A 14,660-nucleotide genomic window follows, 5' to 3' on the forward strand; every position below is an offset into this window, starting at 1 on the left:
AGATTTGCATAACTATACATTCTGTATAGTGTGTTGATCCAGGTAGTTTGTGTCCAATAAACATTCTAGTATTAAATAAATATATATGCGGGTTTTTATTACAGGAGGTACAGGGTTAATCGGTACGTTATTAGTCAAGGCCTTATTAGTGCAAAATCATAAGATCACGGTTTTGAGCAGAGATGTAGTCAAAGCAAAACAAAAGCTGGGATCAGATGTCGAATATTGTCAATCATTAGATGGACTAGATTCGTTAGATGGTTATGATGTGATTATAAACTTGGCGGGCGAATCTATTGCCGGTAAACGATGGACAGCAAAGCAAAAGGAGGGCATGTGTGATAGTCGCTGGGATACAACCCGTCGTTTAACCGAACTGATCAAATTGAGCAACACTCCTCCTTCTATATTTATTTCAGGATCTGCTGTTGGTTATTACGGACTTCAGGATGATGATGCAATAAATGAAAATTCGGAACCCGGAGAAGGGTTTACTCATTTGCTATGCAAGAAATGGGAGGCTTTGGCAATGGCTGCAGACAACAGACATACGCGTGTATGTATCCTGCGAACAGGTATCGTTTTATCTAAAGACGGGGGAATGTTGCCCAAGCTAGTTCTTCCTTTTAAGTTGGGGCTTGGTGCTGTAATAGCATCCGGAAGCCAGTATATATCATGGATTCATATTCAGGATATGGTTAACGGTATATTGTTTTTGATAGACACTCCCGAAGCAAGAGGAGCTTTTAATTTTACTTCTCCTAATCCGATTACCAATAGACGTTTTGCAAAAGTGCTGTCACGAACTTTATTTCGTCCATGTTTATTTAAAATACCATCATTTGTGATAAAAATAATGATGGGTGAAAGTGCAACATTGCTTATAGATGGGCAACGTGCTATTCCTCAACATTTATTGGATAAACATTACCGTTTTGCCTTCGAACATATTGATGAGGCTTTGGCTGATATATTAGTCAAGAAAATATAACTCGTCAATTGAAGGTAAAAGCATAGTTGAATACAATTGATAGATAGTTCTTTTTTATCTTTTATAATAATGCCCTTGAATAATGAAACTAACAAAGATTTTTCTGTTTACTATTCTCTTTTCTCTTGCTTTACCATTTTTTGCTCAAAAAGACAAGCCTTTGCGACTTGGAGTAGTGGGTCTGTCTCATGGACATCTATGGGAAGTGTTGTCACGTCTAGATAGAGGTGATTTTCAGGTTGTGGGAGTTGCCGAAAAAAACACACAGCTATGGAATAATAAAATGCTGCGGGCTAAAGTTGATGAAAAGCTTTTCTTTCAGAATTTGGACGAAATGCTTGACAAGACAAAGCCGGAAGCCGTAATAGTCTATGAACCTATATATGATCACCTTCGGGTGGTAGAAGCGTGTGCCCCTAGAGGTATCCATGTGATGGTAGAAAAGCCTCTAGCCACTACTGTACAGCAGGCTAAGCGAATGGCTGAACTTGCACAGAAATATCATATTATGGTCCTTACCAACTATGAAACTACATGGTATCCAGCCAATCATAAGGCATACGATATGATTCGTAAAGATGGAGCTGTAGGTAAGATGTCTCGAATAAATGTATATGATGGACATTCCGGGCCCGTAGAGATTGGGTGTGGCCCTGAGTTTTTGGAATGGTTGACTGATCCTGTGAAAAATGGGGGAGGAGCTGTTATAGATTTTGGATGCTATGGCGCAAATCTGAGCACATGGCTTATGGGCGGGAAAAAGCCTGTGAGTGTGTCAGCTGTACTGCAACATCAGAAGCCCGATGTGTATCCAAAAGTGGACGATGATGCTACTATTGTTCTCGAATATCCGGGGGTAACTACCATTGTTATGGCTTCGTGGAACTGGCCCTTTGGCCGAAAAGATATGCATATTTATGGAAATAAAGGAGCCCTATATCAGGATAATGCAAAGGATATGCGTTTCTTTTCAGGAAACAAAGAGGCTAAAATGGTTGCAGATGCTTTGCCCGAACCTTACAATGATTCTTTCTATTACCTAAAAGCTGCTGTGCGAGGAGACATAGAAGTAAAATCAACAGATTTGTCTTCTTTAGAAAATAATCTGATTGTTGTTGAAATATTAGAGGCAGCTATAAAGAGTAATGCTACGGGTAAGGCCGTTAAGCTTCAGTAGATACGAATTAAATATCATCTGACCTGTTTGGGCTTGTGGCTTGATCGGTTTTGTTAAAATAGAAAGGGACAGATATCAATAAAGTATCTGTCCCTTTAATTATTCTATGTCTCTTATTCGGCTTTTCTTATTCTTATCTGAATTGCATTTTCTATAGGTGTTTCGCTGACGAAAATTAGATAACCACCACCACCGGCTCCACTTAACTTCCAACCTAAAGCGGATGATTTATATTTGTTTAAAACTTCGAGAATATCGTCTGATACCATGTGCGGATACATTACGATTTGAGCTTCGAAGCTTTCTCTAATGGCTTCCCCTAGTTTTTTTATATCTTTTTCTTTTAGTGACTCCCATGCATTCTCAGCAGCATTGCTTAACCTTTTTGCATTCTCAAGTGTAATATTAGTGTTTGATAGGACATCATAATCGTGGTGACGTGGATATAATGGTACAAGCCACAAATGTTTTTCTAGCCACAACAATATCTCATCATCCAATACCTTCTCTATACGCGATGGCCAGAAATCTCCGTCATAATATAGCTTGTTGAGTCCGGGCAGAACGATTCCCAATGAATCCTGTGAGCCACTTACATATTTTGTTCCCGGAGGATTCTCGAAGCAGAATAAGGTTTTAGCGAGTTTTTCTTTATCTCCTGTCGGGATATCTACCTGCCAGAGTTCTATGGCTTTTTTACGTGAGCTGGTTGACATACCACTCCTGTCATTGAAGTCATAATCGGGCTCAATAGATATTGTAAGTACAGCTCCCGGATATAGACTGCTTACATTTGGCTGATCAAGCCAGCCTCCTGCCAGATCTATCCGATAGGGAATTCTGCATTCTTCTCGCAAAGCTGTTGTAGAGCGAGTTGGTAATCCGGTGTGGGGGATTCTTTTGCTTACGATGTATTCTATATGAAGGTCTTTGCATAGCTGTTCTTTTAAGGCGCTGTGTCCGTCATTGTTAACAAAGAAGATGTCGGGTTTCAGTTCCTTCAGATCATCAATAAAGTCAAGTATGCCACTTCCTTTATTGATCCAGGCATCTTTTACAAACCGAAGAGACTTTATCATATATAGGCGTTCCTGCTCACTGTTTATGGTTTTTCGGGCTTTTAGTTCATTTACTGTTTTGTCGGAACCTATCCCCACATATAAATCTCCGTAACTGGCAGCTTCTTCAAAAAATGCAACATGGCCGCTATGGAGCATATCGTAGCACCCACTTACAAAAACCTTTTTCATATTTTATATTTTCATGTTCGAATTATAGTATGTAAATATATATCTTTTTCACTAATTATTGCTCCTTCTAGGATAGGTGAATATGTCTTTTTTTTAACAAATTTCCTCAATAAAGTTTGTTTCATTACTATAATACATTAAATTTGCAGAAGACAAACTGATATTAGCTATTAATGACCTTATATAGAACTTGATTTTCTCTTATAAAAAAACAAAAAATATGTTTTGTATTTTGTCTTTTTTGCAATATTAGTTGCTTTATGTGGGCTTTTTTATACTCATTATATACTTGCAGCATTATTCTTTAATATAAAATTAACGTATGATGTTTGTTTCGAAAAAAAGCCGAGAGATTGAAAAAAGAGCTGTAAAGCTTTAATATATAATTATGTGTTGCCGGACGTTAGTGTAAGAATAAGAGAATATTTCTCTGTTTTTACTAAACTGTTATTTTATAAAATATTTTTCAAAAGTTGTATCTTTTAAACATTATGACTTCTATAGTTGTTTTTAGGGTATGCGTTTGTTTATATTTTATTTTGTAGAGGTAGAACATAAACACCGAAGAAATGGGATTATTTGATTTTCTGCGAAAAAAGAAAGAAATAGCACAAATAACGGATAATGATCGACAGCAATTTACTGATGACATGTCTGCAAATGCAAACCTATTAGTCAAACAGTTTAAAGATGATGCTAAGCTTGATTTTACTATCGAAAGTTTGCGTGAAGTTGACCTTATAATAAAGGATAGCATTGTGTTTTATAAAAAGGCTGACTCAGAGACTAAAAGGAAGATGATAATAAAAATTGGAGCCTACGTATTTGAAGTGGCAAGAAAAACATTTGGAGGACAATACTATTGGTATAATCGTTTAGATCAACCTATATTAGTTACAGGTCAACCCGAATTTGAGATGTCATTCTTAGCGTATGAAAAAGTCAGGGGATGTTTCGAAAACGGAAAACAGAATGAAATTTCACCTGTTTTTGAAGATTATGCAGTAGGGATAGCAAATAAATCTACCCTGATGATTGTATAGAAAGTCCGATTCCTTAAAATTTAACTATTAACCCACATTTTATAATAACTCATGAAAAGATATTCACCATATATAAAAAAGTATATCAGGGAGATAACTGAAGCCGGATATACTGTCAACGATAGTGGGAGTCATATATCAAAATGCATTGGTTGCTACGAAATATTAATTACAGATCTCACTGTTAAAAGCTTATTTACAAAGATAAAAAAGGTTCTTGTTTGGATAAAGAACAAGGAAACAAGAGTCATAGAGATAGAGAAGCTATATAAGCATGAGCTTCTGCCACTTCCTTTTCATAAAATAGATAGTTTTGTTCAAAATGCGATCGCTGACCTTGGTGTAGAGGATACAGATGTTCGCACAGTGAAAGAACAGAAGGTGGTTCGTGATTTGGATTTGAATATTCCTATCCCTAAGATTAATGTCAGGGAAATTCCTGTTCGAGATATAAGAGTCTGAGTATAATTTATAAAACATCCTAATTTAGGATGTTTTTTTTATTTGTAAGGACTTTATATTTCCTTCTATATATTCTAATCAATATTCTCTCTTTATACTTAAATTTACACTCGAAAAATAATAAAGAAATAAAATGAAGTATAGTTTCGCGAATGATTACTCTGAAGGATGCCACCCTTCTGTGTTAAATGCTCTTGTAGAAAGCAATCTCGTACAACAATCCGGGTATGGAGATGATGAATATACGCAGCGTGCAACTAAGATGATTGCAGAATTAACACACAAACCGAATGTCGGAGTACATTTGATAGCTGGCGGAACTTTGGCAAATTTAGTCGTTTTATCTTCTATTCTGCGCCCTTTTGAGTCTGTTGTGGCTCCTACAACCGGGCATATTTATGTAAATGAAACTGGAGCAATAGAGGCAACCGGACATAAAGTAGAAGCTGCATCAACTGTCGATGGAAAGTTGCGTCCACAGGATATTAAACCCTTCTTGAATAAGCTTCGCGGACATCATGTTGTTCGTACAAGAGCTGTTTATATCTCTAATTCTACCGAATTGGGAACTATATATACAAAGCAAGAATTATCTGATCTTTATTCTTTCTGCAAAGAAAATGATTTGATTTTGTTTATGGATGGCGCTCGTTTGCCTATGGCTTTGGCTGCTGAATCTAACGATATGACTTTAGCTGATATTGCAGCTTTCACTGATGTATTTTATATTGGTGGTACAAAATGTGGAGCTCTGTTAGGAGAGGCAGTTGTTATAACAAACCCTGAGTTGGACAAAGATTTCAAATATCACCTTAAGCAGCGAGGTGCTCTTACTGCAAAGGGTAGGGTGATGGGTGTGCAATTTGATCAACTACTCCAAGGTAACCTGATCTTTGATTTAGCAGCCCACGCAAATAAAATGGCTGCGAAAATGGCTACTGCATTCAAGGCTTTAGACTATACTATGCTGATAGACTCTGATACCAACCAAATATTCCCAATCTTAACGAATGAAATGATAAGTCGTCTGCAAAAAGACTATTCTTTTCTTACATGGAGTGTTGTTGATGATAATCATTCTGCAATGAGATTTATTACTTCCTGGGCTACTCCTGAGTTTATTGTAGATGAGTTTATCGAAGATCTGAAGAAGTTATAAACAACAATTTCTAATACTTAAATTCATACCGGTACGTTGAAGTGTTTCCGCACTTATCCGTTGCTGTGAATACTAATTTTTGCATTTGTCCCTTTTTCAGTCGCGAAGAATCGAATTTATAAGAATAGATCGGAGATTTTACATCGTTTTCGAACAATACGAATGCGCCGTTGATTGTGCCTTTGTATGAAGCTATACCGCTGAGATTGTCCGATAATTTGATTCTTATTGTAGCATGTCTTGCCCATCTTTCGGGTTGAATGGGTGTGATTGTCGGAGCTTTGGTGTCGGCGTTAATGGTGTATGTGTTTCCAAGTTCTCTTATTCGTCCAATGATTTTTCCTTCTTTATATGTTCCTCCTATCCAGACTTCATTATTCCCCTTGAGGCGTACAATGCCATATTGTGATTTATTGGATAAGGTGTCTTTCTTTAATTTTATTGTAATGTTGCAATAATCTTGCAAGGGAACATGTGTGTCATTTACTTTGTGTAAGTCAGCAAGATGTTTCGCTGATGGAATTTTTTTTAGCATAAAACACAGGTCATCATAGAGGTATTCTTTAGGAATGGTGATGCTGAATGATTCTGTTGAATAGTTATTATCCTGGTTCCATACCATTCGTTGTGTGCAAGTTCTCTTCTGAGGGATCGTTTGCTCCCTCCCTTTTACGCTGAACGAATAGTTTGTTTGATTCCCATACATATCTTCAAGTTCGTAGCGAAGATTGTATACTCGCTCTTCTTTTATATCAATATGCCCATTATTTACCGATTTATAAAAAGGGAGTTTATTGCCCGGTTCAATGTAAGATTTTTGATAGAAAATTCTCCTTCGGCTCCAATAATCGAAGTCTGTCATACTATTAATCATCCGGGTTTGCTTAAAATCGACATGAGATAAATTAGAAGAAAATATTTCTTTGTCGTCACAAAACAGTCTAACTTTTTTTACGCCATATATATTTGGAGTACCATCCATTCTGTCATTCGCATAAACTCCAAATCCAATTTTCCCCCATACTTCTGCTGTGTCTTTTAATGTGGCGTAAGCTCCATTCTTTAGCATAGAAATATTTCTGTGGTAAGGATGACGGCTAAAATCTACTGCACCTTTTTCATTTATAGGATATATAGCTATTCCTTTTATTTTAGGCGCTTGTGTGTCTGTTATAGCATCTTTGTAATACTCCAAAGGGTCGATAGCTATTTGATTCGCAGTGTTTCTTATTTCAAAGTGTACGTGTGGTCCTCCTGACGATCCTGTATTTCCGCTATAGGCAACAAGCTCACCTTTTTTTACCGGTATTTCTTCTTTTCCTAATGTGATGTCTATGTGGAAGCTTTCACGCTCATATTGTTTGTCTTTTATGTATTTTGATATCTTGGGTGCAAACTTATTGAGGTGTCCATATACGCTTGTTTGTCCGGTGGAAGGATAGTCTATATAGAGTGCAAGTCCATAGCCCGATGCCGAAATAGAAATACGGGATACATATCCGTCCTCCATAGCATACACAGGTTTGTTTACGACTCTTTCTGTTTTTAGATCAATACCGGAATGAAAATGGTTTGGTCTGAGTTCTCCGAAGTTAGCACTGAGAATTAGCGGTATATCAAGTGGAGACCTGTAGGTGTTTTGCGCTACAGAGCTAAATGCATATATAAGGGATAAAAATATTAAAATTTTCTTCATGTGTTTTGTATAAATTCATTACAAAAATAGGAGAATATAGAGACCTTCACAAGTTTTTGTTTGTTAATGGATATTCTTCACTATTTCTTGATCAAATAATGTTGTTGACTATCAGGAGTCTATCGTTTTGTGTGAAATATTTTAGAAAAAAATAGCCGCAAATATTTGCACATAACCAAAAATGCCTTACCTTTGCATCCGCAATCAAGGGAGAATGATACTGCAAAACAGAGAAGCTCCACAGGATGGCCCATTCGTCTATCGGTTAGGACGCAAGATTTTCATTCTTGAAAGAGGGGTTCGACTCCCCTATGGGCTACTTAATAAGAAATAAAATAACAATATAAGGATTAGTCGATATGGCAAATCATAAATCAGCAGAAAAAAGAATCAGACAAGCAGAAACAAGACGCTTGAGAAACAGATATGTAGCTAGAACAACTCGTAATGCAGTTCGTAAATTTCGTTTACTGACTGATAAAGAAGAGGCTCAAAAGCAATATCCTTCAGTTTGCTCTATGCTTGACAGACTAGCTAAGAAAAATGTGATTCACAAGAATAAAGCAGGAAACTTGAAGTCAAAATTAGCTGCTCACGTTCATTCTCTGTAAATAATACTAATATTCTATTATAGATAGAGGCTAGACTTTTAATAGGTTTAGCCTTTATTAATTTATAAAAACTTCTATACGTTGGATATAGAAGTTTTTCTTGTGTATGACATAATGTCTTGTTTATTCCTTTCGTTTGTTTTAATATTATGTTTTGATTGTTAGGTATTTATTTTGTTTTTGTTCGGTTTTTATATTTGTTTTTGTGACATAATTGCAGTATGGCCTACTTTTTGCATCTATATTTATAGATAAAATTAGATTCTGTAATAACAGATAAAAATTAATTTAATAAAGGAGGATACAGCAATGAAAAATCAATTAATTAGAAAGTTTGACAGAAGTGGCAGCTTTTTCCCTACATTCTTTAGCAATTATTTGAATGATGATTTGTTCAGCTTTGTTGAAGGAAATCTTCCGGCAACAAATATAACTGAAAACGACAAATCATTCAATATTGAATTGTCTATACCTGGATTTAAGAAAGAGGATGTAAGGATAGAGATAGAAAAGGGTGTTCTTAAAATTTCGGCGCAGAGTGAAACTCAGAGTGAAGAAAAGGATGAAAACGAGAAAGTTTTACGTCAAGAGTTCAGAGCCTCTTCATTCTCACGTAGTTTTGCAATACCTGAGAACGTTGATGCAGAAAGTATTGAAGCTTCACAAAAAGACGGAGTTTTGCAAATCACTTTACCGAAGTTGAATAAGGCACTAGAAGATAAGGTGAAAAAGATCGAAATTAGATAACTTCGTTTTATCGAAGGGTTTTAATGAAAGAGGTTGCCAAACTTGGCAACCTCTTTTTGTTTTATCTTCTTATTTTCTTTACTTCTTCAACTTTTCTTTTAATATATTCGGTATTTCTGAAGGTTCTTTAGCGACTTGGACACCCGCAGCCTCTAATGCTGCAATTTTCTCGGCAGCAGTGCCCGATCCACTCGATATAATAGCTCCCGCATGTCCCATTTGTTTTCCCGGAGGAGCCGATTGCCCGGCAATAAAGCCAACTACGGGTTTTGTTACATGCTTCTTTATATACTCTGCGGCTTGTTCTTCTGCGTTCCCGCCAATCTCTCCAATCATAACAATGGCATCTGTGTCCGGATCGTTTTGGAGCATCTCCAGTAATTCCCGGAAGTATAATCCTACAACAGGGTCTCCTCCCATTCCTATTGCTGAAGATTGTCCCATACCATTTGCAGTTAAATGATATACAACTTCATAAGTTAGAGTTCCACTACGGCTGATAACTCCGATATTCCCTTTCTTAAATATCTGTCCGGGTAATATTCCCACCAAGCTTTTTTCAGGAGACATTAGTCCTGGGCAATTAGGGCCAATAAGCATAGCTCCTTTCATTTGTACAAAACGGTGTGCTTTGACTACATCTAATGTAGGGACACCTTCGGATATACAGATAATCAGTCCGATGCCTGCATCAGCCGCCTCCATAATAGCATCAGCGGCGAAGCGTGCCGGAACGAATATAATAGATGTATTTGCTTGTGTTGCTTTTACAGCATCGGCGACAGTATTGAATACAGGAACGCCAAGGATATCGGTTCCTCCTTTTCCCGGAGTAGTTCCGCCTACAACTTTAGTTCCGTATTCTAGCATCTTTTTTGTATGGAAACTACCGTCTCTCCCGGTAATTCCTTGTACGATCAATCGTGTTGATTCATTTATAAGTATACTCATAGTTTTCTTTTTTAGCTTTGATCATTACTTAATATCAGCAATCAGCTTATTCTTTGGAGGCTGCCACTGCCATTCGGGTGGCTTCGCCCATTGTTTCTGCAACCTTAAATCGAGTTCCGATCAACATTTCTCTTCCCTCTTTTTCATTTGTGCCTGTAAGGCGTACAATCACAGGAATATCTGTTTTTAGTTGCTCAAAGGCAGAAAGTAAACCCGACGCAACATCATCACAGCGAGTTATACCACCAAATATATTAATCAACACAACTTTTACTTTTGGATCTTTCAATAACAGAGTCATAGCATCTATTACCTTGTTGGGGTTGGAGCTTCCTCCAATATCAAGAAAGTTCGCAGGTGCACCGCCATATAGTTTTATCATATCCATTGTAGCCATCGCCAGTCCGGCTCCGTTTACCATGCAACCGATCTCTCCATCGAGTCTTACAAAGCTGAATCCTTTCTCTTTGGCCGCAGTTTCTACTTTCTCATCTTCCGTAGGTTCAAAAAGGCTTAATATTTCTGGCTGACGGTATAAGGCGTTATCGTCGAATGTCATTTTTGCATCCACAGCCAGTAGTTTTCCATCTTTGGTGGTAACCAGCGGATTAATTTCAGCTAATGATGCATCTTTATCTATGAATAATCTATATAGCTTCTGTAATATAGAAGCCATTTGATTTACTTGATTTAGGTCTTGAAATAAGACAAAGGCAAATTTGCGGGCAAGATAGTCGGGCAGCCCAACCAACGGGTCTATCGCAAATTTATAAATTTTCTCAGGCGTCTTCTCTGCTACTTCTTCAATGTCTACTCCACCTTCGGCACACATCATTAGTATAACGGATTTTGTATTCCGGTCTATTATAAAACTCATATAATATTCCGACGCTATATCTACTGCCTCAGTTACGATGACTTTTGTGACGGGATAACCTTTAATGGTTAGTCCAAGAATATTCTTTGCGTGATCTTTGGCTTCTTCTTTGCTTTTTGCGAGTTTTACTCCTCCGGCTTTGCCCCGACCTCCGGTTAATACTTGTGCTTTTATTACTACGCATTCCTTGTCCAACTCTTCGTATGCAACTGCTGCCTCTCCAGGCTCATAGCATAGTATTTGTTCTTTAACAGGGATACCGTAGGATGAGAATAAATCTTTAGCTTGGTATTCGTGTATCTTCATTGGTATAATTTTTTAGTGTTCACTACTACAAACTACAAAATCTAAAATTAGCAGGAAGTTTTGATAAATGATATATGTTTTCTACTTTTTATAGGGGTATGAACTATAGAAAATATTTATAAGTATTTGTTTTTCTCGCGATAAGAACCGAATATAGGCTTTTATTGAAGAACAATTGTTATAATAAGATAAGGACATATTCTGTCTTCCAAAATATGTCCTTATCTTATATTGATGCTGACTCAGGATGTGAACTGATAGTTTTATTAATAGTCTTTGAGTAACTCTTGCAGCCTTTTTCTGGCAAAAAAGATACGACTCTTTATTGTGCCTAATGGTAGATTCATCTTTTTAGCTATTTCTTCATATTTATAGCCCGATAGATGCATTGTAAAAGGAACCCGATGTTCTTCATTAAATGTATTCAATACCTTATATATTTCTATATATGAATAAGCATCTTCAGGAGAATCCGATGCTGAATTCTGAGCCAGATTTATCCAATATAAATTTTCAGTTTGATCAACGATAGTCTGGTTGCGAAGGGCTTGGCGATAATTATTCACAAAGATGTTGTGCATAATCGTGAAGACCCATCCTTTAAAGTTGATATTATCGTAATATTTATCAAAGCTGCTCAATACTTTAAGGGTTGCTTCCTGAGTAAGGTCCTTTGCATCTTCTTTATCCGATGTTAATCTAAAAGCAAAGCTTAGCATGTTGCTTTGTAGACTTATCAAGCTCTTTTCCAATGCTTGTTTTTTAGCTTCCATAATTTTATTCTTTTAATTATGAGGAGCTATTATAGTGCGTAAGTAACAACTTTGTGGTTGGTATAACAAAGATATGAATATTATTGAAACAATTGCACTTGCAACTAATATTGTTAGGCTTATTTATTTTATATTATTTTAGGTCGTCTATATATCGTTGTTTTCGAGTTTGTTATTCGTTGCAAAGAGCTTATCTATTATCTATAGATTTATTCTATTTAGTTAGTGAAGATTTACTTGTGATAAGTGTATAATATTTCTTATATTTTTCAAGAATAATAGATGAATATATTGTTAATTAATTAGAAATCATGAACTTTTTCATTCTGCACATCGTTATAAGAATGTGTAGTTTGTAAAGTTTGTGTTAAGGTACAGGAAGTCTGCGATGTGATTTTGCGGGCTTCTTTTTTTGTATTTCCTTCGTTAAAGGAAGTCGATAATATCCTTGCTATTCATACTTTCTATACCCCATCTCGCAGCAGCTTTGTCTCCGGCAAGTCCATGTGCATATACTCCCAGTATTGCAGCATGAGTACTACTGTATCCTCTGGCTAATAATCCTGTAATATATCCTGTGAGCACGTCTCCACTACCTCCTTTAGCCATGCCGCTATTTCCTGTAGAGTTAAAATAGCAATTGCCGTCGGGTAAGCATATCATCGTGTGTGCTCCTTTCACGATAATGATCGACTTTATGTTGGCTGCATAGCGTCTCACAAGGTTTATCTTTTCTTCCTCATCGTGCCATTCTCCAACCAAACGCTTGAGCTCTCCCGGGTGAGGCGTGAGAATACTGTTTTCGGGGATTCGCTGCTTTATATGGTAATTGTTTGCTAATATATTCAGTGCATCAGCATCTATGACAAAGGGTTGTTTGTATGAAGCGGCCAGTAGTTCTTTGAATGCCTCGCCTGTCTGGTGTTCCTGCCCAAGTCCGCAGCCGATGCCTATTGCCGAATATTTAGATAAATCTTTGGGTACAGAAGAGAAGTAATCTTCATCATCAAGGCTGAGCATTGCCGACGGATAGTTTGCCTGTATTGCAAAGCGCTCGCTGTAAGGTATGTGAGTGGTAACTAATCCGCATCCCGAGCGTAGGGCTGCACCTGTCGCTAAGTTGGCTGCCCCAGCCATTCCTTTCGATCCGCAAATAAGCAATGCATGACCATAAGTACCTTTGTGTCCGAATTTTTCTCGTTTGAGCGTTATACTTTGTATATACTCTTCTGTAATATAATGGTATAGCGATGGGGCGTTCTCTATATACTCTTTACTAAGCCCAATTGGCAGGGTAATTATTTCTCCGCAATACTCTCCGGCTTCAGGCAAAAGCATAGCAAGTTTGGGAAACTCTAGGGTAAGGGTAATATCCGCTTTTATAACCGTCTGATCCGTATTACCGAATTCACTCATCATACCCGACGGAAGATCGATGGAAATAACCTGATTGGGTGATGAGTTAACTTTTTTGATAATAGACAATAAAGGTTCTTTCAAAGTACCTTTTACACCTGTTCCTAAAAGCGAATCTATAAGGATATGTTTATTGGAAATTCTATTTATATCTGTAACCCTTTCAATATAAGAAGGGAGCCGTTCTAAATTAATTCCGCATTCACTCGTCAGTTGCTCTTTCTCGAACGGAAGATATACCGAACAGTCATAACCTGCATGAAACAAAATGCGGGCAACAGCTAATCCATCGCCGCCGTTATTTCCTTTTCCTATGAGGAATAAGAGGGGAGAGGCTTTACTTATATTGTTGCATATCCATTCAGCAATAGCATTAGAGGCTCTTTCCATCAGGTCGATGGAACTTATCGGTTCATGTTCGATCGTATATCTATCCGCGTCTTTTATCTGAGTGCCTGTTAATATTTTCATAGTCGTTTCATTTAATAATAGACTATCTTATCTTCTGCCGAGTCTGTATATTTTTTCAATAAGGCCTGCATATATTCAGCAGCCTCTTTCAAACCATTTGTTCCGCTATATCCGTTTATCAAAGCCAAGAAATTAGTTGTTTCTACGCTTAGTTTTGTTCTTTCGTGGTCGCTTGTTGGTGTACCGATGCCTCCTAAAGAGTCACGGTATACAGGTAACCCTTCTATATTTAATATACCTTTTCCGATACCTTCGTAAGGTTCGTTTTCTTTGCCTATTCCCAATGTTAAGCTGTCTCCTTGTATTTTATCTGCATCGAATCCACCTATCGAGTATCCGGTCTTTATAGAAACAAGGTTGATGAGGTCAACTAATGTATCTATCTGGTATAATGGTAAATCTCGCAATATACGACGACATAAGGCTTCCGCTGACGGACGATAGCGATTGGGGTCTTTGCCGAACTTCTTATAAGCCTCTCTGGTGGCTGCGATAGCCGGATTCTTTTTTATATCTTCTATCTCGTGATTTGCCTTATATTCTTTCGATAATATGTTGATCTCATCCCACAACTCCTTATTGTATGGTGTGTTTTTTACCTTCGCAAAAATAGCAGCTCCGTGAAAGTCGGGCCAAAGGTTCTTGATCTCTTCCGATATGTTTATTCTTATCATGATACAAAGTTATTTTAGAGTAAAAGGTGACAAAAGTAACAAAAGTAACAGGTGTT

Annotated in this window: 14 protein-coding genes and 1 tRNA gene; 8 read left to right on the forward strand and 7 right to left on the reverse strand. The window is 37.2% G+C overall.

Going from position 1 to position 14,660, the window contains the following annotated elements; genetic code table 11:
* Positions 1 to 85: 85 nt before the first annotated feature.
* Both E4T88_RS08205 and E4T88_RS08210 read left to right on the forward strand, forming a co-directional pair.
* Complete coding sequence (locus E4T88_RS08205) at positions 86 to 991, forward strand: TIGR01777 family oxidoreductase (RefSeq protein WP_135104971.1); 906 nt, start codon at positions 86 to 88, stop codon at positions 989 to 991.
* An 82-nt stretch (positions 992 to 1,073) separates the two neighbouring features.
* Positions 1,074 to 2,168, forward strand: a complete 1,095-nt coding sequence (locus E4T88_RS08210; RefSeq protein WP_135104972.1) for a Gfo/Idh/MocA family protein — start codon at positions 1,074 to 1,076, stop codon at positions 2,166 to 2,168.
* Between the two features lie 113 nt (positions 2,169 to 2,281).
* Here E4T88_RS08210 and E4T88_RS08215 read toward each other — a convergent pair whose 3' ends face one another.
* The gene (locus E4T88_RS08215) at positions 2,282 to 3,418 is read right to left on the reverse strand and encodes an adenylyltransferase/cytidyltransferase family protein (protein WP_135104973.1); all 1,137 of its coding nucleotides are present in this window, start codon (positions 3,416 to 3,418) and stop codon (positions 2,282 to 2,284) included.
* Between the two features lie 569 nt (positions 3,419 to 3,987).
* Here E4T88_RS08215 and E4T88_RS08220 point away from each other — a divergent pair.
* From E4T88_RS08220 to E4T88_RS08230, 3 genes are all read left to right on the forward strand, one after another.
* Complete coding sequence (locus E4T88_RS08220; protein WP_135104974.1) at positions 3,988 to 4,461, forward strand: hypothetical protein; 474 nt, start codon at positions 3,988 to 3,990, stop codon at positions 4,459 to 4,461.
* A 51-nt stretch (positions 4,462 to 4,512) separates the two neighbouring features.
* Positions 4,513 to 4,923, forward strand: a complete 411-nt coding sequence (locus E4T88_RS08225; RefSeq protein ID WP_135104975.1) for a hypothetical protein — start codon at positions 4,513 to 4,515, stop codon at positions 4,921 to 4,923.
* A gap of 133 nt (positions 4,924 to 5,056) precedes the next feature.
* Positions 5,057 to 6,082, forward strand: coding sequence for a threonine aldolase family protein (locus tag E4T88_RS08230; protein WP_135104976.1), 1,026 nt, complete (start codon positions 5,057 to 5,059; stop codon positions 6,080 to 6,082).
* A gap of 10 nt (positions 6,083 to 6,092) precedes the next feature.
* Here the strand turns inward: E4T88_RS08230 and E4T88_RS08235 are convergent, their stop codons facing one another.
* Positions 6,093 to 7,778 (reverse strand): M23 family metallopeptidase, encoded by a 1,686-nt coding sequence (locus E4T88_RS08235; protein WP_135104977.1) that lies wholly within the window; start codon positions 7,776 to 7,778, stop codon positions 6,093 to 6,095.
* 247 nt (positions 7,779 to 8,025) lie between these two features.
* On the opposite strand from E4T88_RS08235, the gene E4T88_RS08240 reads away from it, so the two are divergent.
* The 3 genes from E4T88_RS08240 (at position 8,026) to E4T88_RS08250 (ending at position 9,136) form a co-directional block, all read left to right on the forward strand.
* Positions 8,026 to 8,097 (forward strand) — tRNA-Glu (locus E4T88_RS08240).
* Between the two features lie 40 nt (positions 8,098 to 8,137).
* Complete coding sequence (gene rpsT / locus E4T88_RS08245) at positions 8,138 to 8,389, forward strand: 30S ribosomal protein S20 (protein ID WP_006843113.1); 252 nt, start codon at positions 8,138 to 8,140, stop codon at positions 8,387 to 8,389.
* Positions 8,390 to 8,698: 309 nt separating this feature from the next.
* Positions 8,699 to 9,136: an Hsp20/alpha crystallin family protein gene (locus tag E4T88_RS08250; RefSeq protein WP_135104978.1), complete on the forward strand. Its 438-nt coding sequence runs from the start codon at positions 8,699 to 8,701 to the stop codon at positions 9,134 to 9,136.
* A 78-nt stretch (positions 9,137 to 9,214) separates the two neighbouring features.
* On the opposite strand, the gene sucD is transcribed toward E4T88_RS08250, so the two are convergent.
* The 5 genes from sucD to E4T88_RS08275 all read right to left on the reverse strand — a co-directional run bounded on the left by sucD (position 9,215) and on the right by E4T88_RS08275 (position 14,604).
* Positions 9,215 to 10,087, reverse strand: coding sequence for a succinate--CoA ligase subunit alpha (sucD, locus tag E4T88_RS08255; protein WP_135104979.1), 873 nt, complete (start codon positions 10,085 to 10,087; stop codon positions 9,215 to 9,217).
* Between the two features lie 46 nt (positions 10,088 to 10,133).
* Positions 10,134 to 11,270: an ADP-forming succinate--CoA ligase subunit beta gene (sucC, locus tag E4T88_RS08260; RefSeq protein WP_135104980.1), complete on the reverse strand. Its 1,137-nt coding sequence runs from the start codon at positions 11,268 to 11,270 to the stop codon at positions 10,134 to 10,136.
* A 266-nt stretch (positions 11,271 to 11,536) separates the two neighbouring features.
* On the reverse strand, positions 11,537 to 12,043 hold the full coding sequence (locus E4T88_RS08265) for an RNA polymerase sigma factor (RefSeq protein ID WP_135104981.1): 507 nt from the start codon (positions 12,041 to 12,043) through the stop codon (positions 11,537 to 11,539).
* A 426-nt stretch (positions 12,044 to 12,469) separates the two neighbouring features.
* The gene (locus E4T88_RS08270; protein ID WP_135104982.1) at positions 12,470 to 13,930 is read right to left on the reverse strand and encodes an NAD(P)H-hydrate dehydratase; all 1,461 of its coding nucleotides are present in this window, start codon (positions 13,928 to 13,930) and stop codon (positions 12,470 to 12,472) included.
* An 11-nt stretch (positions 13,931 to 13,941) separates the two neighbouring features.
* The gene (locus E4T88_RS08275) at positions 13,942 to 14,604 is read right to left on the reverse strand and encodes a B3/B4 domain-containing protein (protein ID WP_135104983.1); all 663 of its coding nucleotides are present in this window, start codon (positions 14,602 to 14,604) and stop codon (positions 13,942 to 13,944) included.
* Positions 14,605 to 14,660: the final 56 nt, after the last annotated feature.

It is taken from the genome of Dysgonomonas mossii, assembly GCF_004569505.1.
In the GTDB taxonomy this organism is placed as follows: domain Bacteria; phylum Bacteroidota; class Bacteroidia; order Bacteroidales; family Dysgonomonadaceae; genus Dysgonomonas.